The organism is Microcystis panniformis FACHB-1757 (genome assembly GCF_001264245.1).
Taxonomy (GTDB): domain Bacteria; phylum Cyanobacteriota; class Cyanobacteriia; order Cyanobacteriales; family Microcystaceae; genus Microcystis; species Microcystis panniformis.
Map to the genome: position 1 here is coordinate 407,330 of NZ_CP011339.1, position 24,012 is coordinate 431,341.

Annotated in this window: 15 protein-coding genes and 3 pseudogenes; 11 read left to right on the forward strand and 7 right to left on the reverse strand. The window is 41.2% G+C overall.

All coding sequences use genetic code 11. The features are described 5' to 3' along the window. Positions 1-62 precede the first annotated feature (62 nt). Together VL20_RS02100 and VL20_RS02105 are read right to left on the reverse strand one after the other, a co-directional pair. On the reverse strand, positions 63-590 hold the full coding sequence (locus VL20_RS02100; RefSeq protein ID WP_052275454.1) for an RNA recognition motif domain-containing protein: 528 nt from the start codon (positions 588-590) through the stop codon (positions 63-65). 44 nt (positions 591-634) lie between these two features. Beyond that, entirely contained in the window at positions 635-1,921 is a 1,287-nt protein-coding gene (locus VL20_RS02105) for an RNA-guided endonuclease InsQ/TnpB family protein (RefSeq protein ID WP_052275455.1), read from the reverse strand. Positions 1,922-2,623: 702 nt separating this feature from the next. Here VL20_RS02105 and VL20_RS02110 point away from each other — a divergent pair. Both VL20_RS02110 and VL20_RS02115 read left to right on the forward strand, forming a co-directional pair. Further along, on the forward strand, positions 2,624-2,824 hold the full coding sequence (locus VL20_RS02110) for an NblA/ycf18 family protein (protein ID WP_002791926.1): 201 nt from the start codon (positions 2,624-2,626) through the stop codon (positions 2,822-2,824). A 133-nt stretch (positions 2,825-2,957) separates the two neighbouring features. After that, entirely contained in the window at positions 2,958-3,839 is an 882-nt protein-coding gene (locus VL20_RS02115; RefSeq protein ID WP_052275456.1) for a universal stress protein, read from the forward strand. Between the two features lie 306 nt (positions 3,840-4,145). Here VL20_RS02115 and arsC read toward each other — a convergent pair whose 3' ends face one another. The 4 genes from arsC to VL20_RS02135 form a co-directional block, all read right to left on the reverse strand. Next, positions 4,146-4,544 carry an arsenate reductase, glutathione/glutaredoxin type gene (gene arsC / locus VL20_RS02120; protein ID WP_052275457.1) on the reverse strand — a complete coding sequence of 133 codons (399 nt, stop codon included), beginning with the start codon at positions 4,542-4,544 and terminating at the stop codon, positions 4,146-4,148. Positions 4,545-4,567: 23 nt separating this feature from the next. Beyond that, on the reverse strand, positions 4,568-5,215 hold the full coding sequence (gene arsH, locus VL20_RS02125) for an arsenical resistance protein ArsH (protein ID WP_052275458.1): 648 nt from the start codon (positions 5,213-5,215) through the stop codon (positions 4,568-4,570). Positions 5,216-5,224: 9 nt separating this feature from the next. Next, entirely contained in the window at positions 5,225-6,370 is a 1,146-nt protein-coding gene (gene arsB / locus VL20_RS02130; protein ID WP_052275459.1) for an ACR3 family arsenite efflux transporter, read from the reverse strand. A gap of 125 nt (positions 6,371-6,495) precedes the next feature. Continuing rightward, a complete protein-coding gene (locus VL20_RS02135) occupies positions 6,496-6,834 on the reverse strand; it encodes an ArsR/SmtB family transcription factor (protein ID WP_052275460.1) in 339 nt (112 codons plus the stop codon). Positions 6,835-7,009: 175 nt separating this feature from the next. Between VL20_RS02135 and psb30 the strand changes: the two genes are divergently transcribed. The 9 genes and pseudogenes from psb30 (at position 7,010) to VL20_RS02170 (ending at position 22,245) form a co-directional block, all read left to right on the forward strand. Beyond that, positions 7,010-7,129, forward strand: coding sequence for a photosystem II reaction center protein Ycf12/Psb30 (gene psb30, locus VL20_RS26940; protein WP_002736367.1), 120 nt, complete (start codon positions 7,010-7,012; stop codon positions 7,127-7,129). Between the two features lie 223 nt (positions 7,130-7,352). Further along, a pseudogene (locus tag VL20_RS33535) lies at positions 7,353-9,682 on the forward strand (NACHT domain-containing protein). Between the two features lie 10 nt (positions 9,683-9,692). Beyond that, entirely contained in the window at positions 9,693-11,114 is a 1,422-nt protein-coding gene (locus tag VL20_RS02145) for a hypothetical protein (RefSeq protein WP_052275461.1), read from the forward strand. Positions 11,115-11,708: 594 nt separating this feature from the next. Then, complete coding sequence (locus VL20_RS02150; RefSeq protein ID WP_052275462.1) at positions 11,709-13,265, forward strand: M16 family metallopeptidase; 1,557 nt, start codon at positions 11,709-11,711, stop codon at positions 13,263-13,265. A gap of 195 nt (positions 13,266-13,460) precedes the next feature. Continuing rightward, positions 13,461-14,909: a M16 family metallopeptidase gene (locus VL20_RS02155; protein ID WP_052275463.1), complete on the forward strand. Its 1,449-nt coding sequence runs from the start codon at positions 13,461-13,463 to the stop codon at positions 14,907-14,909. A gap of 335 nt (positions 14,910-15,244) precedes the next feature. Next, positions 15,245-15,376, forward strand: a pseudogene (locus tag VL20_RS26950) (UPF0175 family protein); the annotation flags it as partial. Between the two features lie 350 nt (positions 15,377-15,726). Next, a complete protein-coding gene (gene ppsA, locus VL20_RS02160; protein ID WP_052275464.1) occupies positions 15,727-18,168 on the forward strand; it encodes a phosphoenolpyruvate synthase in 2,442 nt (813 codons plus the stop codon). 431 nt (positions 18,169-18,599) lie between these two features. After that, positions 18,600-20,936 (forward strand): GUN4 domain-containing protein, encoded by a 2,337-nt coding sequence (locus tag VL20_RS02165; RefSeq protein ID WP_052275465.1) that lies wholly within the window; start codon positions 18,600-18,602, stop codon positions 20,934-20,936. 154 nt (positions 20,937-21,090) lie between these two features. Beyond that, a complete protein-coding gene (locus VL20_RS02170; protein ID WP_052275466.1) occupies positions 21,091-22,245 on the forward strand; it encodes an ISL3 family transposase in 1,155 nt (384 codons plus the stop codon). Positions 22,246-22,563: 318 nt separating this feature from the next. Here the strand turns inward: VL20_RS02170 and VL20_RS02175 are convergent. After that, positions 22,564-23,654: pseudogene (locus VL20_RS02175) on the reverse strand (ISAs1 family transposase). Positions 23,655-24,012: the final 358 nt, after the last annotated feature.

A 24,012-nucleotide genomic window follows, 5' to 3' on the forward strand; every position in this document is an offset into this window, starting at 1 on the left:
CCTAAAAGCGATGTTTTGAACCTCTTAGTTATCGGCTATCCCTTGCCCTCTTGTCAATGGAATTAGGGATTAGTGGCCTGAGCTGCTAACATTTCCTTGAGTTTAGCCAATTCATTGGCCCAACGGGGATCTGGCTGTAAAGCGTCACCATCGCCGGTAACTTTCGGGGTACTGCTGCTACCCCGTTCAGCCTTGCGTTTTTTGCCGCCGCCGCCACCACTACTGGATTTGCGCGGTGCTGCCGTCGTCGGTTTCGGAGTCGGTCTTTCGACTTTTTCCGGGGTTTCTACGCTGGCCTCCGGCCCTTCTGCTTCTTCTCCTTCTTCTTTACCTCCCTTGCTGCGGGGGAGAGCTTTCTCGATTTTGATCGGGTTTTCCATGAAGGATTGACCGTTGTATTTTTCGATAAACTGGTCAGCTAGTTCATCGCTAGGGACGGTAACGAAGGCAAAACCGCGACATTTGCCAGTTTTGCGGTCTTTGATGACTTTAGTGGTGATCGTATCCCCTTCATCGGCAAAAAGTGCCTGTAATTTTTCGCGCTCGACGGATTCTTTGGGTAAATTACCAACGTATAGACGAACGGACATGATGGATTCCTCCAAGTATAGGGTGATTTGACATACTCCCACCGTCAAGCTACGCTGTGACGGGGGATTCTTTCCACATTGCTGTTAGAAATTCCTTGTTCAACGAGACAGCTTAGATTCTCAATGTCTCCATTAAGAATCCAGAGGCCGGACTCTCCCAAGGCGTTTGGGTCGGTTTCTGTTTGCCCAACAGTACCGTTGAGATAATTTCCCAAATATTGTAACCCTTTTTTAAGAATATTTATTGCTGCATTATGATCCCTATCTAAGACTGTTTTACAGTTAGGACATTGATGAGTTCTAGTGCTTAATGTTTTTTGCACTCTCGTCCCACAAACTGAACAATCTTGAGAAGTGAAATGCGGCGGCACAGCAACACAAACAATCCGATAAATCTTGGCAAAATAATTCAACCATTGAGTGAATTGATACCAAGAAGCATCAGAAATCGACTGGGCCAGCTTACGGTTTTTGACTAAGTTTCTTACCTTTAAAGCTTCATAGACTACCAGATCATTAGACTGGACTAACGCCAAAGCGTCTTTAATTGCTTTGTCTTTACGTTGTCTTGATACTTTAAGATGAAGCCTAGCTACTTTTATCCGTTGCTTGTGATAGTTGTTAGACTGTTTCTTTCCTTTGCGAAATTGTTTTGATAATCTCCTTTGTGCTTTTTGAAGTCGTTTTTCTGACTTTCTTAAATAACGTGGATTCTCTACAGTATTACCTTGGGCATCGGTATAAAATTCCTTTAACCCTAAGTCAATTCCTGTTATTTGTCCCGTCGGTTTATGGTATTCTTGCCGTTCTACGTCAATCAGAAACTGGCAATAATAACCGTCAGCACGTCTAACAACTCTTACCCGTCTAATCTGTTGCTCTGAATAATAAACTAAGGTCTTTTGACTACACCATAAATCAAATTCTCCTGCTTTAAAGCCATCAGTGAACTTGATTTTACGTCGATCATCTGATAGTTTGTAGCCCGTTAGTTTATACTCAACCGAACGGTTATGTTTTTTGAACCGAGGAAAACCCTTTTTTCCCGGTATCTTAGCATGACAATTCTGATAAAATCTATTAATTGATTGCCAGGCTCTATCAGCAGCCGATTGACGAGCTTGAGAGTTTAATTTATTAACCCATGGTGTCTCTTTATTTTTAGCTAGTACCGCGCAAAGTTTTTGGAGATCATTGCGGGTTGTCCCTTGATTGGACCGCCAATAACGAACACAAGAATTACGCACAAACTGAGAAGTTTTGATAGCTTCATCAAGCCGGTGATATTGCTCTGGTGTTCCGTTTTTTAGCTTTGCTTCTACGACTAGCATCTAACAATCCTCGACCCTTGGCTAAGTTAATTATAACACAGTTTACCCACAGATTGTGGAATTAAACCGATGCTCTGCGGTTGATATTCTGGTCGGATTTCATCCCCCGCAAAGCTGAGTATCTTGTCGAAAAATGTAGCGGGGGCATTCATCCGACATTTTAGGTAAAAACTTGTGCGACATTCCGTGCCTGTATGCTGATTTTTTTAAGGCAAACAGAGCTAAGGAGGATGTTTCCCAGCGATAAGCTTGTAGTTTCTGCACGATAGCGGCTGTGTCCGTCAATTTTGACTATCCTTAACGATTTCAACGAGAGGGACGGGATCTAGGGGTTACGTTTTTAGCTGTTAACAGGCCTAATCATTCAACTTACCCGATTTATGTCGCTCTTTTCGATTATTACAGAATGTTTACACAATTTGTCAAATATTTTCTCTCGCCCTGGGCTACCTAAGTATAACTACTTAAGTATTTGTTCACAGTAAGCAAAATTTTATTAAAACTCTTGCTAAATGTATCATTATATGCTTCTTTCCTTTTGACGGCGGGGTATCCTAGCTAACAGGAGGGGAAAAGCAAAACCCTCTTTACAGATACATTGACACTTTGTCAAGTATTTGTTACATTAGTTAAAGAAAAGAGGTGATACCAATCACCCATCTCGCTTGTTATCAACCACTGTCTTCATCGAGGAGAAACACCATGTCTCAACCGATCGAACTTTCCTTAGAACAACAGTTCAACATTCGTTCTTTTCAGACTCAGGTAGAAAAAATGAGTCAGGAGCAAGCGCAGGATTTCCTGATCAAGCTCTACGAACAAATGATGGTCAGGGAAAATATGTACAAAGCTTTTCTCAAACACCAGTGGGGTCTAGATTCTAATCCCTGGGCTTCCCAATAACTCATTTCACCCCTGCGGGCGACCTCTTTCTCCGGCTGGGTTTCTCCGGAAACGAGCTAGGGATGCGGGGCGCATTTCTTCACCTTTTTAGCTATTCTTAGGGAAGAATAACCGAATTGCTAGGGGTTAATTTATGTTCGAGCGCGCTTTGATCTGTACAGATCTTTTCGATGGTCTCCATCGTCTTGTCCATTGTGTGCCACACTTAGCCCTGAGCGGCTTAAAACAAGTTATCTTCCTCCACAGTATTCCGGTTTGGGAACAACCCACCCTAGCTGCCGTAGATCAAGGAAAAATTGACGCGGCTAAAGAAAAATTATCCCCAGCTTTAGCAAATATTCCCGACGGTATGACAGTTATTGTCGAAATCTCTAACCGTCGTCCCGTGGATGCCGTGCGGGAAATCCTCGCGCATCACTCTATTGACGTGATTTTGATGGGAAATCCCATGCGCGGTGCCGTCCAAGAAAAATTATTCGGTAGTACCAGTTTAGCGATCGCAGGTATGACCGATATTCCGCTGCTGATTTTCCGACCGCAATTATTATCAGTTTATACTCGCGATGAATTAGCCCTGCGCTGTCAGCATCTCTGGAAACATTTATTAATTCCCTACGATGGCAGTCCCGACGCAATTTATCTAATTGAACAGATAGAAAAATACGCTCAAACTCGCTCCCCCGGTTCTTTTGAGCAATGTCTCCTCGTCCGGGTAGTGGAAAATATCAGTCGCGATCCCAGTGTCACCGAATCTCGTTTAAATGATGCCCATCGGGAATTAGAATCGGTGCAAGCGCGACTAGAAAAACTCGGTTTGCAAGTACAGAGCCAAGTGCGACAGGGAACACCTGTATTAGAAGTTTTGACGGCAGCAGAAGAAGATGATATCAGTGCGATCGCTGTGGCCACCTCCCATCGTTCTAATATGTTGGAATGGTTAGCTGTGCGTCGAATTAATGAAGATATTCTTCATCAACTGTGGTTTCCGCTCTTATTTTTCTCCCCCAAGGGATAAGCTATAAAAAAGATTCTCTTGGGGATAAACCACAGAGACACAAAGAACACAGAGAGGAAGACAGATTCGAGCGCTAAAATCTATCACACAAACGACAAGAGAACCGCAAAAATTTGGCAGAAATTAACTTAAGTAAATAGTTATAATTAAATTAAAGATGGATTTTGCCTCTGATCCCCACTGCCCCCTAGGGTTGATTCATAGTAGGGTTGATTCATAGTAGGGTTGATTCATAGTAGGGTTGATTCATGAATCAACCCTACCCTACCACCCTTGATAAGGGGGGTGTCTGACAACTTTTAAAACCTACCTACTTAACTGCTCGATTAATCCGATAACTTTAGCCTTAATTTCATCGCGAACTCGGCGAAAAGTTTCGATAGGTTGACCATCGGGATCATCAATTAACCAATCCTCGAAAATTTCCTGTAAAACCCATCCTTCCGGCAGATTGACACCGCAACCACATAGGGAGATAACTGCATCGTAATCTTCAGGATTAAAATCCCTAATTGATTTGGAAGTTTGGTCAGTAATATCGATACCAATTTCCCCCATAACTTCGATTGCTCGGGGGTGAACTTTGGCCGCTTCTAATCCGGAACTGGTGACAGCAATTTTGCCCGCACCTAAAGTTTTAGCGAAACCTTCGGCGATTTGGGAACGACAGGAATTTTTTCTACAGGCAAACATGACTCTTTTCATGATTTTAACTCCTAGGAATTGATTTAATTAATAGCTTTATGGGCAATTGTGACTATTTCTTGGGCGGCTTTTTCCTTTCTTTCACTATAGCGATCGGTCAGATAATCTACCTGATCTCGCAGGAGAATGGTAAACTTATAAAGTTCCTCCATTACATCAATAACTCGATCTCGATAGGGGGAATCTTTCATCGTGCCATCCTCGTTAAACTCCTGATAAGCTTTAGCCACCGAAGACTGATTGGGAATAGTAAACATTCGCATCCAACGACCAAGAATTCGCAGAGTGTTAACCGCGTTAAAAGATTGGGAACCTCCGCTTACTTGCATGACTGCTAAGGTGCGGCCTTGGGTTGGCCGAATCGCACCAATACTCAAGGGAATCCAATCAATTTGGTTTTTGATAATGCCGCTAATATTGCCGTGAAGTTCGGGAGATGACCAGACTTGACCCTCAGACCATTGACTTAATTCTCGTAATTCTTGCACCTTGGCATGAGTATCGGGAACACTGCCATAAATCGGCAATTCACGGGGATCAAAAAAGCGCACTTCTGCCCCATATTCAGTGATAATTCTGGCCGCTTCTTCTGCTAATAAACGACTGTAGGAACGTTCCCGCAAAGAGCCATACAGAAAAAGAATTCTCGGTTTGTGAGTCGATTGGATCATGGTGAATAATTATTTGTAAGGACTCAAGCAACGAGGATCGAGAAGGGTAGCTTTTTCTGGATCTCTGGGAAACCAAAAGGCGGTTTTTTTACAGAATTCTACCAACATTAACATCACAGGTACTTCAATCAATACCCCCACTACTGTCGCTAAAGCAGCCCCCGAATTCAATCCGAATAACATCACCGCAGTGGCGATCGCTACCTCAAAATGATTACTAGCACCAATTAAAGCAGCGGGAGCGGCATCTTCGTAAACTAAATTGAGTTTGAGAGCGGCCACATAACTAAGAAAAAAAATCAGATTAGTTTGAATAAACAGGGGAATAGCAATCAGGAAAATATGCAGGGGATTACTAACAATTAAATCGCCTTTGAAAGCAAAAAGCAGGATTAAGGTTAACAATAAGGCAGTGATTGCCACAGGACTGAGATAGTGAAGAAAACGCGATTCAAACCAGGCCCGTCCTTTATGTTTAAAAATCCAGTGACGGCTATAAATACCAGCAATAAGCGGTAAACCAACGTAGATTAACACAGAAAGAACAATGGTCTGCCAGGGGACTACAAAATTATTAGCTGCCAGTAACCATTTACCTAGGGGAGCGTAGAGAAAAAGCATCGCTAGGGAATTGACTGCTACCATAATTAGGGTATGACCCTGGTTACTGTAGGAAAGATAGCCCCACATCAAGACCATGGCCGTACAGGGAGCAATTCCTAGTAAAATGGCTCCAGCAGTGTAGGAACTAGCTAAACTTACCGTCTGTCCTCGGATAATCTCCGTTTGACTCAACCAAGGCAGAAACAGCCAGCCGAGAAAAAATTGAGCCAGCGCCACCATGGTAAAGGGTTTGATCAGCCAATTAACCACTAAAGTTAAAATAACTGGTTTGGGAGTACGGGCAGCCCGAAGAGCTTGAGAAAAGTCGATCTTAACCATGATCGGATACATCATGAAGAAAAGACAGATGGCGATCGGAATAGAAACGTTATAGATACTCATGGCATCTAAAGTCCGCGCTACGTCCGGAAATAACCGACCGAGGGCAATTCCCGCCAAAATACAGAAAATAACCCAAAGGGTAAGATATTTTTCAAAAACACTAAGGCTACCACCAGCTTTGGCGGCTTTAGGATTGATTTGATTAGTCATCGCACAAAGGTGGAAAGGGAATGATGGGAGATTGGGTAATCCACCTTTATTATTTCAAAAAAAGTTGATATGTCAAGGGTAAAAGCCAGTCATAAAGCTTTAATATTTCTAAAAATCTTGATTGGTTACTGATTTTCCTCGCAGAAACGAGCGGGGACGAGGGCAGCAAAACGACGATATTCGGATAGATATTCTTCTAGGAGAAGAAATTGAGATAGATTCAGGCTGTAGTAGATCCAACGACCCTCTTGACGACTGCGGACTAAATTGGCTTCTTTTAGCGTTTTTAGGTGAAAAGATAATTTAGATTGGGCGATATCAAGATGGTCGCGCAATTCACAGACGCATAATTCCTGATGTCGCAAAAGTTGCAGAATTTGCAGTCGCAGGGGATCCGAGAGTGCCTGAAAACCAGTATAAATCCGGGTTAACGAGTCGGGAGATGTGGTCAGAGAGTTGAACATTGAGATGGTCCCTCGGTGGGAAGGAAAGAGGAAAGCGGGAAAATTCAGAATTGCAACAAAACTTTATGTATTTTTGTATCGAATCAGGAAAACCAGCGAATCATCCCCTGTATGATAGACAATGGTTTTGACCAGATTAGCCTTTTAAATCATTGTAAACAGGTTAGGAGACATCATGGAATTATTTGCGGCTCTCAATTTAGAACCCATTTTTCAACTCACCTTCGTGGCGCTAATCATGTTAGCTGGCCCCTTTGTCATTTTCCTACTAGCTTTTCGTGGTGGCGACCTATAAAAACCGCCTCCCACCCATTGTTATTCGTGCTTTTTTTGACTTCTCTCCTCTTTAGGGAGAGATTTTTTGTCTAAAACCCAGTCATCAGTTATCAGTTATCAGTCATCAGTTATCATACTAAATCTGGTTATTAAAAACTGATTATTTATTCCCCCTCGTGCATGAGTGCCTCTCCTTATATGTAGCCTATACTGTATGAATCAGTGTTATATTGGTAGCCAGGATGTGGGAAAAAGGCAAAGAAACGGTACAGACAATGAAGTTTATTCACTGGAAAAAGCAGCAGTTATTGATGATTTTTGTCCTAGCGCTGGCAATTTCAGTCGCGTGGGGGACAATTTTGCCTGTTTCTACTAAAAAGCTTCCTGCACCTAATCCCTGTAACCAACTTAGGGGAGATATTCAAAATCGGGCAAAAAAAGATGCAGAAGCTGACCGTTTGAACTTTTTTAATACTGATAAAAAGAAAAAGACAATTGGTGATATTTTAAATTTGTATAAAGAGGCAAATTCTCAAGCTTCTTGTTTTCCACAGGATGAATTATGGGATATCTATGAACAACAATATGATAGTAATAAATATCCTGCCTGGATACCTGTGCTTGTTATTCTTGTTTTGGGTGGTATTGTGGGGACTGTTATTAGTGATACCTTAAAAAAATGGCTCAATCAGTCTTTAGAAGCGATTAGTAAATGGATTTATAAAACCTTTGCTGGAACACCCTTATTTGAAAATATTGCTCTTAAAAAGTATCGACAAGCATTAATTGATAAATATCAAAAACTTAATATACCTTTTCGTCCTCATCGTCCCCTAGAAATGCGGGAGATTTATGTTTCTTTAAAAGCTTTTAAAGCGAGCAAGCGCTCTTTGATTGAAGCAGAAAATGCGGTGCAAGAATACGGCCGCTTAGTGGTTAAAGGTGCGCCTGGTTCGGGGAAGTCGATGTTATTAAAGTATCTAGCACTTTCCTATTCAGAAGGACGATTCAAAAATTTATCGGATCGTCCCGTGCCAATTTTACTAGAATTGAACCGCCTCAATGAGGCTAATTTGACAGTAGAAAAGTTAGAACAACATTTAGTAGAAGCTTGCGATCGCCATAATTTTCCCAAAGCTAATCGTTTCATCTCTCAAGGTTTAAAAGACGGACGTTTACTGCTGCTTTTAGATGGGTTAGATGAGGTTAGTAGTGGCGTTCGCTCTTCTGTTGTTCGGTGTCTTAAAGACTTTTAGGATTACCAGAGTATAAAAAATGTCGGGTAATTATTACCTGTCGGACGGCTGTTTATCATAATGAGTTTGTCGATAATACCGAGGAAACTTTAGAAATTGTCGAATTTAGTGACCAGCAAATGCGCCGCTTTTTGCAAGCTTGGAAGTCGGAAATGCCGCCAGATAAATCAGTAGAACAATTGATTCAAACCTTGCGAGCTAGACCGAAAATTATGGCACTGGTGCGGAATCCCCTACTGTTAACAATCATTGCCTATCTTTATACTGATACTCCCTTCGTTTTACCTCATTCGCGGGCCGAATTTTACACTAAAGCTACTGATGTTTTATTAGAATTGCGCGATCAAGAAAGAAATATCCCTAATCAATATAGTGGTGTCAACAAGCGGCGAGTTCTGCAACATTTAGCACTTTATGCTCAGAATAGCACTAATCGACAACAGCAAGATCGCCGCATTCTTCTTGATTCTGAAGTATGGGAACAAGTTAAACAAGTCTTACCTTCATTAAATCTAGAGGCTAAAGATGCTAATTCTATCGTTGATGAAATCGTCAAACGCAGTGGATTATTGCTTCTCATTGATGGCGGACAGCGTTATCGTTTTCCTCATCTCACTCTACAAGAATATTTCGTAGCAGCAGCTTTAACAAACAGACAAGATGAATTAATTCAAAAATGGCAAAATGCTCCTAGCGACTGGCTAGAAATTGTCAAGTTATGGTGTGGATTGGCAAACAATAGTACGGATTTAATTACGGCGGTATATCAACAAGATACACTGACAGCATTTGAATGTTTAGCAGATGCTCAAGAAGTAAAACCAGAAGTTGCTCAGGAGATTATAGATTATTTTAAGACACAATTGAGAACCGATGAATCAATTTGTAGTGCTTTTGGCTCAGTAGCGGCTGATTTTCGTCCTAGAGGGAAAGCATTATTTGATTTTTTAGTTGCTAGTTTAGATAATTCAGCCAGCCAAAAAGCAGCGGCTCAAGCCTTATCCGCCACTAATTTGCCTCAAGCAGTAGAAAAATTAGTTATTTACTATGATCCCAATCAACCCCATTTTATAGAAGTGCGAGAAGCGTTAATCAGAATGGGAGGTTTAGCAGTCAATCAACTAGAATCTTTAGCTCGAAAAGGCTCTATAGAAGCAATGGATGATCTAGTTAAAATTGCCATACCAGAAGCGGCTGAGGCACTTGAAAGATTGCAGGAAGATCCGAACTTAAGCGGAAAAGTAAGTTTTCGACTTGCAGCACTGTTGAAGGAGTTAGAAGATAGTCAAGCTGAACGCAATCGCACTCTATCATAAAGGAAAACTAATGCTATTCAGATTCATTCGCCGACTAAAAAATCGAGCCGTCAAACAAAAGCGCCAGCCACAAGAGGTAATCGAAACGGACTTAAATTGGATTTGGCAACCTTTTGAAAATTCAAGCAATTTGCAGTTCTCTGCTACTGTCAAGAAAGTTGCTGCTGCAATTATTGAAAGCTCTGCTGATGATATTCCCACAATCACTCTTGAAGTCGATCCTCGGTTAGTCATTCCTTTATGTGCGATTCAGTTACAAGATGAAATTAATCTAACTCAATTGAGTTATTTAAAAAATGAATTAGAATCAGTTTCAATTGAAAATTTAGACAATAAAATAGAGTTTGTTGATCGAGTTTTAAGTAAAATCACTCCAAACCAGCGTTGGTTATATTTATTTAATAGTCTGACACCTGAATTAAAATTTGCCTTACTGTTTCGCTTAATCAACTACCGCCTACCCACAAGAAACGACTGGCGCAATCTTTTTAAAAAAATAGAATATGAGTTTAAAAAAGGCCGAGAATATCTAATTGTTATAACTGTTGTCTTCTTGCTTTCTCTTGCATCTGTAATTGAAATATTTGCCATTATGCTCAGTCAGCCAAAAAGTTGGGTTAATGGCTTGATGGCAATCACAATTGTTGTTGTCTTGTCTTTTTTAATAGTTTTATGGCAAGAATTTAAAGCCAAAGAAGAAAAATCAGAGCTATCAGAGCCAACTTTATTGATGCAATTGGGCTTACTAGGATCCTGGACGTTTTGCCAAGAATGGTATCGACTACTCAGAAAAAACCTAGTTTGGGAAGGAATAACAGCTTTGTTTGATGATCCTGTTAGGGCTAGGGCTGGGGCTGTGGTTGTGACGAATGTGGCTATGGTTGTGATGGGTGTGGCTGTGGTTATCGCTGGGGCTGTAGATTGGGCTACGGCTGTGGGTTGGGTTTGGGTTGTGGCTCTATTGGGGATGGGTAATATTGTGCTTGTGATTGCGGATTGGGATCACGATTGGGATCAGTATTCGGATTGGCATTGGGATCGGTATTGGAAGAACGTTTGGATAGCTATGCTTGGGACTGCGTGTCTGGCTGTGGTGGTGGCTTTGGAATGGGCTGGAGTGGCTATGGCTGTGGCTGGCGCGGTGGCTGGGGTTATTGTCTTTGGTTTGGGAATTTGGTATCTGGCTAAAGAAAAAACAGATTTAGGATGGGTGCGATTCTTGTCGATATTAGCTTTTCCCTGGTTTTGTTGGTTTCCCATTGTATTTGGGTTTACCTCTTTTGCTCTGTATCATCGCCTATCTTGGGAATGGCGATCAATATCCCTATTTTGGCTAGTTATCTTCGGATTTTGTACTGTCCTTTGGGTGCGAGGTAAAAAATTAGAAGAAAAAGCCCGCAACCCCCTCAGAGGCATTTTAGATGGGCAGTGATAGTCGCCCAAACAGTAATAAACTTGACGATGTTATAGAAATTCTTCTACTGTTGAGATACAGTGAACAGTAAACAATGAAATGACAACTGATAAGGGACTTGCGCTTTGATAATGTACCTTTTGGGCGAACGCAGTTCGCCCCTACATTGTGGGCAAAATCCGTTACTGTAGGGGCGCAAAGCTTGCGCCCTCTGATCGATTGGGATATTATTCCCACGCAAGTCCCTAAGCTGTTCGTAATTTAAATTGCTTGTTGAGACGAGGCAAAAGGCAAGAGGCAAAAGGCAACAGTAAAGGGATTGGGGGAGGTTCGGCTAATCTAAGAATAAGCGGTTTAAATGCGTCTTAGCTTAACTGTTTACTGTTTACTGTTTACTGAAAAGCCCCCATTGCCACTTCCCCACTTCCCCACTTCCCCACTTCCCAATTCATAATTTATAATTTATAATTCATAATTCTCACACCCCACTTCCCAATTCATAATTTATAATTCATAATTCATAATTCCCACTCCCCCTCTCCTAACAATCGACTGCTAAGATCGAACAGAGCGATCGATCTCGCGCTCCCACGATACCTGATAAAACTATCTATGATCATTAAAAATAACCCCTATTATCGGGCTGTAATCGGCTTTTGGGTCGCTTTTCTTGTGTTTTGGGGTTTTGGGAGTTTCTCACCCCTTCTTGCCCAAGCGAAAGAGGAACCAGCCGATGTACAATCGATTACCCCCTACCTTAAGCAATTTCAACAAAAAATTACCGAATTTCGCCTCGATAACGGACTAAAATTTATTATCCTAGAAAATCGCGATGCCCCGGTTATTTCCTTTGTCACCTACGCGGATGTGGGAGGTGCCGATGAACCAGACGGTAAAACAGGAGTTGCCCACTTTTTGGAACATTTAGCCTTTAAAGGCACAAAAACCATCGGTACTAGCGATTATCTTAGCGAGAAAAAAGTCCTCGATCGCCTTGAAGCTATAGACAAAGAACTACAAGCGGCCAAAAAAGCGGGTAAAAGCGCAGAAGTGGCTAAATTAACGGAAGAATTTCAAAAAACTAAGGCAGAGTCCGAGAAATTCGTCCAACGCAACGAATACGGGCAAATCGTCGAAACTCAGGGGGGAGTCGGTTTAAATGCCACCACTTCCACCGATGCAACTAGCTATTTTTACAGTTTCCCGTCGAATAAATTGGAATTATGGATGTCTTTGGAATCGGAACGATTTTTAGAACCGGTCTTCCAACGGGAATTTTACAAAGAAAAAGACGTAATTCTAGAAGAAAGACGGATGCGGACGGATAATAGCCCCTTGGGTCTATTAATCGAAGCTTTTCTCGATCAAGCTTATACTGTCCATCCCTACAAACGTCCCGTTATCGGCTACGATCGAGATATTCGCAATCTAGAACCCTCAGATATCCAAAACTTTTTCGATAAATTTTATCCTGCCAGTAATTTAACCATAGCTATCGCCGGGGATGTGGACCCAGAACAGGTCAAACAGTTAGCTAAGGTTTATTTTGGTCGTTTTCCCGCTAAACCGAAACCCCCACAGGTGAAAGTAGTGGAACCGAACCAAACCAAAACAAAGGAAATTACCCTAAAATTAGCCTCGCAGCCTTGGTATTTAGAAGGATACCATCGTCCCGCTCTCAATCATCCCGATCATGCGGTTTACGAGGTTATCGCCACTTTAATGAGTGAAGGAAGAACTTCGCGACTGTATAAAGCTTTAGTGGAGGACAAACAACTGGCCCTCGCTGCCCAGGGATTTAACGGCTTTCCGGGGGATAAATACCCGAATTTGCTGTTATTCTATGCTCTCAGCGCTCCTAATGTCAGTCTGGAGGAAGTAGCGCAGGGTTTGAATTGGGAATTGGAAAGATTGAAAAATGAACCGGTTTCGGAACAGGAATTAGAACGGGTTAAAAATCAACTACGGGCAGCCCTATTAAGAGGTCTTGATTCTAACATGGGCATGGCGCGATCCTTGATTGAATACGAGGTAAAAACCGGCGATTGGCGTAATTTATTCGCCCAATTAGATGCTTATAATGCTGTCACGGCAGCTGATATTCAACGGGTGGCTAAAGAAACTTTTACCCCCGAAAATCGCACTATTGGCCGAATTTTACCGAAATAGAGAGATGGGGAGATAGGGAAGTGGGGAAATGGGGGAAGTGGGGAAGTGGGGGAAGTGGGGAAGTGGGGGAATTTCAACTAAAACCCCATCACCCCCCGCAACGCGCACGCAGTGACCACCCCAACACCCCAACACCCTAAAACCTAAAACCTAAAACCTAAAACCTAAAACCTAAAACCTAAAATAAATATAATCATGAAAAAACGCTTACAATGGCTAGGTTTAATCCTGATCACCCTGATAGGTGTCCTAGCTTTTCGTTCCCCGGCAATTGCCCAAACCCCGCGACATTTTACTGATTTAACTTTTCCTCCCCTTCCTGAAGTTACAGTTCCCCAATACGAACGTTATCAACTAGATAATGGTATGGTGGTTTATTTAGTGGAGGATCGGAGCTTACCTTTAGTGAGTGGTACGGCGATGATTCGGACAGGAGGGAGATTAGAATCCGGGGAAAAAGTCGGATTAGCCGATATTACTGGAACCGTGTTGCGTAGTGGTGGCACCGAAAAACATCCTTCCAATGTCTTAAATCAATTATTAGAACAAAGAGCAGCCCTAGTAGAAACCTCGATCGATCTTAACGCTGGAACTGCTAGTTTTAGCGCCCTTAGTGAAGATTTAGAAGCAGTTTTTAATCTCTTTGCTGAGGTTTTGCGTTCCCCAGCTTTTGAAAGTCAGAGGGTGGAATTAGCTAAAGTTCAGGAAAAAGGGGCGATTGCTCGACGTAATGATGATCCCAGTGATATTGCTAGTCGGGAGTTTAGAAAGCTAGTCTATGGTGATAATAGCCCCTACGCTCGTACTGTAGAATATAGCACTTTAGCTAATATTGACCGTCAGGATTTAATCGATTTTTATCGTACCTATGTCCGTCCCGACCAAATAATTTTAGGAATTGTCGGTGATTTTGATTCTCAGTCGATGAAAGCATTAATCAATAAGACTTTTGGCGATTGGAAAAATCCCGCCACTGCCACTAAAATTGTCACCCCTTCGGCAACCCAAAAAAATCTTCAAGGTGTCTTTGTCGTCAATCAACCCCAATTAACCCAGAGTAGCGTTTTATTAGGTCATCTTGGGGGCCGTTTGGATAGTCCCGACTATCCTGCTTTAACGGTATTAAATGAGATTTTAAGCGGTTTTGGTGGTCGTTTATTTAATGAAGTGCGCTCCCGTCAAGGATTAGCTTATTCTGTCTATGGTGTCTGGAATAGTCGTTATGATTATCCCGGTTTATTTATTGCCGGAGGTCAAACTCGCACCGATGCCACCGTACCTTTTATTAAGGCAATTTTAGGCGAAATCGAGCGCCTTCGCAATCAACCCGTTACTGCCAAAGAATTAGAAGACGCTAAAAATGCTATTCTCAATTCTTTTGTTTTTAAGTTTGAGAAACCTGGTCAGAATTTATCGCGATTGATGACCTATGAATACTATGGTTATCCCCAAGATTTTATCTTCCGTTATCAACAAGCGGTAAAAGGGGTGACAATTGCCGATATTCAACGAGTGGCCCAACAATATCTGCAACCGAATCAAATTGTGACTCTTGTGGTGGGTAATGAACAGGAAATTCAACCTCCTCTATCCAGTTTGGGAACTACGGTTAAAACTGTTGATGTTACCATCACACAAATATAAATAAATCTAGGTTGGATTGAGCTAAACTAGGTGAAATCCAACCTAAAAAAATGAGATAAATATAGCAGGAGATATGACTTTACAACTCACCATAAATTATCCTGAAAATTTACCCGACTTTCTTCAAAAAAACCGCGAGGAATTCGAGAGAGAAGCAACTTGATCTATGGTAGTAAAACTCTTTGAGATGAAACCTAAGTAGGTAGGCGTTAAAAATTATCAGATGCCCCCCTTATTAAGGGGGATCCCCCCGCCTATCGGCACCCCCCTTATCAAGGGGGGCAGGGGGGATCGAACCTAAAATCCATTTTTAATTTAATTATAACCAGCTACTTATTTCATCGGGTATGGCTGCCAATTTATTAGGAGTGGATAGGGTTAATTTTTTATTGAGATTGACCGATTTTGGCGTAGGGATGATTGACTTAACAGAAGAAGAACTATTATCAGACCTTGAAAATGCCTAAAGCTAAATTACAGCCCTTCTCATAAAAAAAAGTATAACCTAATTTGGTATTGACTCCTGACTGCTGACGACCGACTCCCCAAAACGAAAACTTCCTATCTCACCATTGAGATAACTGCTGTAACTATTTTGAGATAACTAAGGCTATCATTGAGGAAAGTTACTGTTGAGACTCCTGATTAGTTTGTTAATTTTTGTGTTAAGTAGCTAGACAATTAAACCCTTTAGAGATAGGGTGATCGTGGCTGAGTTGGCTATTATAGAGTTTTGTAAATAAATATCAAACTCAAGGATTTTTGAAGATGGTATGTCGCTAAACTGAAAGTATAAAGTACAGAGGTAAAAATACTTATGATGCTACTACAAGATGTTGCGAGAACCTCTAGAGAACAAGCATTAATTCTGTGGTTTGAAGAAGTGGACAGCAAAGATGTAGGATTAGTCGGCGGCAAAAACTCCTCCTTAGGCGAAATGATCCAACAATTAACCCCAAAAGGGATTAATGTCCCCACAGGATTCGCCACCACCGCTTACGCTTACCGTCACTTTGTCGAAAAAGCCGGACTAGACGCACAATTAAGACAAATTTTCCAAGATTTAGACGAAAACGATGTGCAGAACTTGCAGGAAAAAGGTAAACAAGCGCGCACATTAATCCTCAATACACCGTTCCCCGATGATTTAAGTCATGCGATCGCTATTGCCTATCGCCGACTCTGTGAACGTTATGGCGATGATCTCTATCATTCCATCGATGTGGCCGTTCGCTCAAGCGCCACTGCCGAAGACTTACCAGAAGCGAGTTTTGCCGGACAACAGGAAACCTATCTCAACGTGCAAGGGGTGAGGGGAGTTTTAGAAGCTTGCCATAAATGTTTTGCCTCTTTATTCACCGATCGCGCTATTTCCTACCGTCATCATAACGGTTTCGATCACTTTTCCGTCGCCCTTTCCGTCGGTGTCCAAAAAATGGTGCGTTCAGATCTAGCCACCTCCGGGGTGATGTTTTCCATCGATACGGAAACAGGGTTCAAAAATGCCGCTTTAATCACGGCAGCCTACGGTTTAGGGGAAAATGTCGTGCAAGGAGCCGTTAACCCCGACGAATATCTGGTTTTTAAACCGACTCTTAAAAACGGTTACAAACCCATCCTCGAAAAACGCCTCGGCAGTAAAGCGATCAAGATGATCTACGATGATGGAGGATCGCGTCTAACCAAGAATATCCGAGTTAACAAGCTAGAACAGGATCAATTCTGCATTAATGACCAAGAAATCCTCACTTTAGCCCGTTGGACAGCCGAAATCGAGGAACATTACTCGCAAGTGCGCGGAACCTACACCCCCATGGACATCGAATGGGCAAAAGATGGGATCACGGGAGAACTGTTTATCGTTCAGGCGCGTCCAGAAACCGTACAATCGCAAAAAGCCGCTAATATCCTTAAATCCTACGAGATTAAGCAAAGAAGTCAAGTTTTAGCGGTGGGACGGAGTGTAGGTGCGGCAATCGGTCAAGGAAAAGCCAGAGTCATCCTCAGTGTAGATAAAATCAACAACTTTAAACCGGGAGAAGTTCTCGTCACCAATCGCACGGATCCCGACTGGGAACCGATTATGAAACAAGCAAGCGCGATCGTTACTAATCAGGGTGGTCGTACTTGCCATGCCGCTATTATCGCGCGAGAAATGGGCATTCCGGCGATCGTGGGTTGCAATAATGCCACGGAAACGATTAAAACCGGTCAGGAAGTCACCGTTTGCTGTGCGGAAGGGGATGAAGGGAAAGTTTACCTCGGATTGCTACCCTTTGAAATTCTTGAAACTCCCCTGGACAATTTGCCCCAAACTCGGACAAAAATCCTCATGAATATCGGTAATCCCGAAAAAGCCTTCGCTTTTGCCGATATTCCTGCCCAAGGGGTCGGTTTAGCCCGTCTAGAGTTTATTATCGCTAACCATATTCAGGCCCACCCCAGCGCCTTGCTGAAATTCCACGAATTGGAAGAAGGAGACGTAAAAGACCAAATCGCCGAATTAACCAAACACTACGAGGATAAACCCCAATTTTTCGTCGATAAATTGGCCCGGGGAATTGCCATGATTGCAGCCGCATTCTACCCCAAAGATGTAATTGTGCGGATGTCTGATTTTAAATCCAATGAATACGCTAATTTATTGGGTGGCAAACCCTTTGAACCCAAGGAAGAAAACCCGATGATCGGTTGGCGCGGCGCTTCCCGTTATACTGATCCTAATTATCGCGAGGCTTTCGCTTTGGAATGTCGGGCGCTGAAAATGGTACGGGAAGAAATGGGATTAACTAATGTGATTCCGATGATTCCTTTCTGTCGTACCCCCGAAGAAGGGATGAGAGTCCTCGAAGAAATGGCGAAAAATGGTCTCGAACGCGGGGTTGATGGTTTGCAAGTTTATGTGATGTGTGAGTTACCAAGTAATGTAATTCTTGCCGACCAATTTGCTCAGGTGTTTGACGGATTTTCGATCGGTTCTAATGATTTGACCCAATTAACCTTAGGATTAGATCGGGATTCTGCCCTAGTTGCCCATCTTTTTGATGAACGGAATGAGGGAGTTAAACGCATGGTGAAAATGGCCATTGAAACCGCTAAAGCCCAAAATCGCAAAATCGGTATCTGTGGTCAAGCTCCCAGTGATTATCCTGAATTTGCTCAATTTTTAGTGGAATTAGGCATCGATTCTATCAGTCTTAATCCTGATTCTGTCCTCAAGACTTTATTGATGGTGGCAGCAGTGGAGCAAGGACAATAGTTTAGTGATAAAGGTGGGCAAGTCCCACCTTTTTTTGTACTAAGCCAACTAACTTCATCATACTGAAAATACCTATAGCCCAATGGCTATTTTTTAGTTGTCTCTTAACAAATATTAACTTTAAACTGCGATTAAGAGATAAACTTAGATTTCGTCAGGATTAATGCCTAATTCCCGCAGTTTATTGGCTAATCGTTCCGCTCGTTGTTTTTCCTCATTATAGCTAGTGAAAGCTTGTCCATCGGGATAAAAAAGCGACATTTCCGGTTCGATCCCCCCTGCCCCCCTTGATAAGGGGGGTGCCGATCCCCCTTAATCCCCCCTTGATAAGGGGGGTGTCTGATAATTTTTAACGCCTACCTACTTATAAGCCAATAACACCACTCTAAAGGGGTCTAGTATAATTAGAAGAGGTTGATCAAAGGGGGTTTATGGACGATAAAACCGCAAAGCCGGAAGAATCCGAATCTGAAGAGAAAAAAGAATCAGATTTTGACCAGGAAAAGGAACAGGCTGAAGTTTGGACGGGAAAAATCACTGCTTTTGTTGCCCATCAACTCCGAACCTCCGCTCCTTCCCTTCCAATTATCGGGGGTAGCATTACAGGCATCTTAACTTGGCTTAGTCAACATGACACGGTTAAGGCGATTATTGTCGGGGGAGTCACCTTTATCGTCACGGGCTTTTTTACCTACGGATCAGCCTGGAGTCAAGGGTTTTTAGAAATAGCAAGAACCCACGGTACAAATCATGGTAGAGGTACAGCTTTAAGCTTTTTTGTTTGGCTAGACAAAAGACTGGAAAAAATACGTTGGCAATTAGCTAATCCTGACGGTAAATATTTAATTAAATTACGGGATTCAGATTGTCGTTATGATGATATTGAAGGGATTGAAGATGCAATCTTTGGTTTTTCTACCCCAGAACTAGAAGAAATTTTTATTAATTTGGATCTGAGTCAATTAGAACTGCGCTCAGAAGAAGAATCTAAAGGTACGGGGGATGATATTTGGGATTTATTGCGACGGGCTAAAAAGAGGACAAATTTACGGTTGTTAATTCTGGCTCCTGGTGGACGAGGAAAAACAACTTTATTGCGTCATTTAGCCTATAACTACGCTCTAAAACAACCGAAACAAAATGCACCTGTTTTAATTCCTGTCTTTTTACGTTTACGGAGATGGCAGGAAGTGATTACCACCACAGAAGGATTGGATTTACCAACCTTAATTGAGCGACATCTTAAACAAGATATTTCTCAAGAATTAGATTTACCTCAGAACTGGGCTAAAAGTCATTTAACCCGTCAGCGAATGTTAGTGATGTTTGATGGTTTTGATGAAGTTAAACCCGAATATGCCGAAAAAGTCAGTCAATGGATTGGCAAACAGTGGCAAGATTTTCGCCAAAACTATTTTATTTTAACCTCTCGTCCGAAAGGCTATCAAGCGTTTAGCTCTGAGCATAAACCTCGGCAAAAGGTGTTTATTAATGAATTTACCGATAAAAATATTCAGGATTTTGTCTATAAATGGTATTTCTGGCAAGAGCAGGAAACCAGAGTTAGCAGAAGTTTAAAAGCTAAACAAGAAGCTGCCGACAATAAAGCAAAGGATTTAATTAATCAGTTATTTGCTCTCGATGATTCCGGGGAAAGTTCTACTCTATTAGCCTTGGCGAGAAATCCCTTAAATCTGAATATGATAGTACAGTTACATCGGGCAAACTTTGGATCGGGACAAAAATTACCTCAGCAACGAGTGGATTTATTTCGCCGAATTTTTGATCTGCAATTGATCACTCGCCCTCAAGCTAGGGGCATTGATATGATTTTAGATAATAATGAGGAAAATCATCGTCAACGGGTATTACAACAATTAGCCCTGAAAATGGGAAATACAACCACGATTGAATATTCGGAATTACTGAGTTCTATACAAAATTTTATTCAGGAATTGGGTTATCCTGAAAGCACTTCGGCTAAGGATTTTGTAGAGCGGTTAATTCATGTGAGTGAGTTAATTTTGAAAAAGGATGAATACTATGAGTTTGCCCATAATCTTTTTCAGTCCTATTTAATCGCTTTGGAAGTTAAACGGTTAAAGCAGGAAAATTTACTCAAGGAAAATTGGGAGCAAAATCTCTGGTACGAGGCTTGTATTATGTATGCCACTTTATTGACTAATCCGACTGATTTTATTGTCTATTTTTATAACCAATCTAATCCTAAAGCTCAGGGATTAGCGGAGCGATGTTATCGAGAATTACCTGTTAAAAAACGTCGCAGATTGGAACTTTTAGAACAAAAACGACAGACTTCTCTCTTTACTCAACTAGAAACCTATCTGAAAAATGGGCAATGGCGCGAAGCCGATGAGGAAACGATGCGGTTAATGTTGTTAATTGCTAAAAGGGAAGATGAAGGCTGGCTAGATGAAGAAAGTGCTGAAAACTTTCCCTGTGAGGAATTACGCACCATTGACAAGCTCTGGGTAGATAATAGCGGCGGCAAATTTGGCTTTTCTGTGCAGAAAAAAGTCTGGCTGGATTGCGGTGGTGTCCCAGGGGAATACGATTATGATGTGTATAAAAAATTCGCTGACGAGGTGGGTTGGCGCAGGTGGCGCAGGAGCGGACACTGGTTGAGCTATGATGAGCTAACTTTTTTATTAAACAGTAGTAAACACGCACATTTGCCTTTTTTAAAGTGGTTCCCTAGTAAGTACGCAAGGGCTGGTTATGCTCTTTTCTGGCGCAGCGACTTGTAACCTGTAATATATCACAGACTTATACATCTTAAACCAGTAAAAAGCCCCCTTATCAAGGGGGGTTGGGGGGATCAAACCTATGCAATTAACCAATCGGCTCTTCTAGGTTCTGTGTGAGCATGGTATAATAGTAACACAGAACAGGAGGTGGGTTATGTGGATAAATTTTGATCAACTCCTCGATTTACCAAATGTAACAGTGGTCAATTATCAAAAAATTGCTCAGACAATTTTCCTAAAGCTTGCTCTTTTAAATGAAACAATTGAATGTCCGAATTGCCATCAAACCTTAGACAGAATCAATCAGACAGAGTATAATCTAGTCAGAGACTTGTCAATATTAGGTAATCCAGTATATTTAGAAGTACCACGCCGTCAGTTTCATTGTCAAAAGTGCCAAAAGTATATCAGCGAAAGACTGAGTTTTATGAGATTAAGACAGCATCATACAATTCGCTATGAATCGATGATTTATGAGAGAGTAAAAAATTGTAGCATCGAAGAAATAAGTCGAGAAGAAGGGTTAGGATGGTCAGAAGTTGAGTTAATATTTAATCACTGTGCTAAAGAACTAGAAAAGGAAGAGTGGGAAGCACCAGAACGAATAAGCTTAGATGAATTTAGTAACTTAAAAGGACATAAAGATTTCATCACAACGGTCGTAGATATGGACAAGAAAATTTTACTAGATGTGATTAAAGGACATAAGCAAGAAGAATTAATGGAAGCCTTAAAAGCACAGCCAGACGCAGTTCGGGAGAAAGTGAAAGAAGTGAGCGTCGATATGTGGTCAGGATTTACAGCAGTGATCAAGGAATTATTTCCCAATGCTAAAATCATCTATGACCGTTTTCATGTAATGGCTATCATCAATGACGAGCTTAATAAATTGAGAAAGTTAATGGGGGTGCATGAAAAAGGATTACCTCATTTATTATGGAAGAATAAAGAGGACTTAAAGGACGAGCAAAAACAACAACTAGAAGTTATCTTAAAAGAACATCCATGCTTAGGAATAGCCTGGGAAATGAAAGAAGAAATTAGACAAATTTATCAAAGTAGTAGAACGTTCAGAGGTGCTGAGAGAAAATTGGAAAAATGGATAAGAATAGGCGGGATATTATATGAAAGTAGTGCCAGGATGATCCAGAAGCATTTGCCAGGTATTTGTAATTACTTTGAAAATCAGACAACCAACGGATTAATTGAGGGAATGAATACCAAAATAAAGCTTATTAAAAGAATGAGTTATGGATTTACCAATTTTGAACATCTTCGACTTAAGCTGTTTGCTTGCTTTAATTCATAACAAAAATTAACACACGAAAACCAGAAGAGCCACCAATCATCTTAAACCAGTAAAAAGCCCCCCTTATCAAGGGGGGTTGGGGTAGGGTTGATTCATTTAAATTAAGTATAGCTAATTTTGAGTCAATAAATTTGACTGAAGATTCTCAATTTTATCTTTCTCTAACCAAAAGAGTTAGTCACAATAACTAATATTTAATCTTCTGCCAATATTTATTATGAATAAATTGATAAAGCTTGTTCCCAAGCCACTAAAAGCCTATCTCTCTTCAAATTTTCTGAGAGTACATCCTGTTAATTTAGCTAATTTTTCTGCTTCTTACGTCGATAAAACTATCAGTTTTTCCCAACGTTCAGCTAACCACCTCTGTCCTCCGTTATTGAGAGAAAACCCAAACCTCTGAAAAGATTCAATCCTATGGTTGTGAGAATTGACCAATTGCTGGCCGCTTGAAAATCACTAATTTCGCTTTTATCTTCCTCAAAAATTACATCTTTTACCCAATGTAACTGATTTTCTATTTTCCAGTGTCCTCGAATAATTTTAGCAAATACTTCGGCGGATTCGGTTAGGCTACTGATATAGTAAGCTGTTTCTTCATAGGTTTTATCCCCGCGACTACCCCTTCTTTCTACTTTAATAACTCTTCGCAGATTTTCAAACCCTTTTCTTTCATTTTTCCTCACTTTAAAAACTTCTATTTTTCTTGATATTTTTCGTCCATGACTATTATCTTGTTCAAGAAAAAAACTTTCTGGCTTTGAGGAATTACTCAGGTCTTGTATTCGCTGATAAAGATTTTTCTGATTTCCTTTAACGGTGATAACATAGTCATTTTTAGTCTTGGCTATTAAGCTGATTGTTTTCTTCTGACAGTGTAAAGCATCCCCAGTAAAAACTTTATTTTGGAGAGAGCAATCCTCAATTATAGCTTGCCCTTCGTCGATTTCAGACCCTTTTTTGTTTTCGATTCTTTTTAAGTGTAATACCAAGCCACTTTCTTGACTAAACAATGAGATAAACATGATAAAATTTTGTTGTTCATTGTTAGGATTCTTTAGGGTGTTTTTGAGACTTTTTCCATCTATGCCTAGCCAATTTATATCATCTCTTTGTCCATATTCTTGTAATGCCCATTCATTAAACATTTTTAACAAAATCTGACCATCAACTCCCATCATTACCCTTCTAATTGTTGAATAGGATGGGACTCTTTCTGGAATTATGTTAAATTCTTTACTCAGCCTGTGCCGATTATTTTTAGCAAACTCTCCTAGTTCTCTATAACCTGAGTATCCTAGCATTGTTCCTAGTATTATTACTACTAATACTATCCATAAAGGGTGTCTTTTTCCTTTATCTTTCCGAAAGTCCTTGACTTGTTTTAGTTTTTCTATTAAGCTCAACATATATTTAAAAAGTTGCCGGTCACTTCTCATTTTACCTGATATTGATCGCTTTTACTTTTGATATTCTGATGGGAGAATGAAACAGCCCTAGGGTTGGGGGGATCAAACCTATGCAATTAACCAATCATCTTAAACCAGTAAAAAGCCCCCCTTATCAAGGGGGGTTGGGGGGATCAAACCTCAAAACTGCCCCCCAAAATTCCCCTGCTAACAGCAAAACTTATCAACAATAACACCTGATTTTTAATAAAAAAACGCAATCGCTTTAAGTTTCATCCCCCCGCCTACGACTCCTTGATAAGGGATATTATAGCGGTTCTCACCCCTGGGTGGCACAGTTAAACCTTTGCTGATTAAG

Excerpts from the sequence above, each read along its gene's own strand:
- VL20_RS02150 (WP_052275462.1), top strand. The coding sequence starts at position 11,709 with ATGATCATTAAAAATAACCCCTATTATCGGGCTGTAATCGGCTTTTGG.
- psb30 (WP_002736367.1), top strand. The coding sequence starts at position 7,010 with ATGGAATTATTTGCGGCTCTCAATTTAGAACCCATTTTTCAACTCACC.
- VL20_RS02155 (WP_052275463.1), top strand. The coding sequence starts at position 13,461 with ATGAAAAAACGCTTACAATGGCTAGGTTTAATCCTGATCACCCTGATA.
- VL20_RS02135 (WP_052275460.1), bottom strand. The coding sequence starts at position 6,834 with ATGTTCAACTCTCTGACCACATCTCCCGACTCGTTAACCCGGATTTAT.
- arsB (WP_052275459.1), bottom strand. The coding sequence starts at position 6,370 with ATGACTAATCAAATCAATCCTAAAGCCGCCAAAGCTGGTGGTAGCCTT.
- VL20_RS02145 (WP_052275461.1), top strand. The coding sequence starts at position 9,693 with ATGCTATTCAGATTCATTCGCCGACTAAAAAATCGAGCCGTCAAACAA.
- VL20_RS02165 (WP_052275465.1), top strand. The coding sequence starts at position 18,600 with ATGGACGATAAAACCGCAAAGCCGGAAGAATCCGAATCTGAAGAGAAA.
- arsH (WP_052275458.1), bottom strand. The coding sequence starts at position 5,215 with ATGATCCAATCGACTCACAAACCGAGAATTCTTTTTCTGTATGGCTCT.
- VL20_RS02115 (WP_052275456.1), top strand. The coding sequence starts at position 2,958 with ATGTTCGAGCGCGCTTTGATCTGTACAGATCTTTTCGATGGTCTCCAT.
- VL20_RS02105 (WP_052275455.1), bottom strand. The coding sequence starts at position 1,921 with ATGCTAGTCGTAGAAGCAAAGCTAAAAAACGGAACACCAGAGCAATAT.
- arsC (WP_052275457.1), bottom strand. The coding sequence starts at position 4,544 with ATGAAAAGAGTCATGTTTGCCTGTAGAAAAAATTCCTGTCGTTCCCAA.
- VL20_RS02170 (WP_052275466.1), top strand. The coding sequence starts at position 21,091 with ATGTGGATAAATTTTGATCAACTCCTCGATTTACCAAATGTAACAGTG.
- VL20_RS02100 (WP_052275454.1), bottom strand. The coding sequence starts at position 590 with ATGTCCGTTCGTCTATACGTTGGTAATTTACCCAAAGAATCCGTCGAG.
- ppsA (WP_052275464.1), top strand. The coding sequence starts at position 15,727 with ATGATGCTACTACAAGATGTTGCGAGAACCTCTAGAGAACAAGCATTA.
- VL20_RS02110 (WP_002791926.1), top strand. The coding sequence starts at position 2,624 with ATGTCTCAACCGATCGAACTTTCCTTAGAACAACAGTTCAACATTCGT.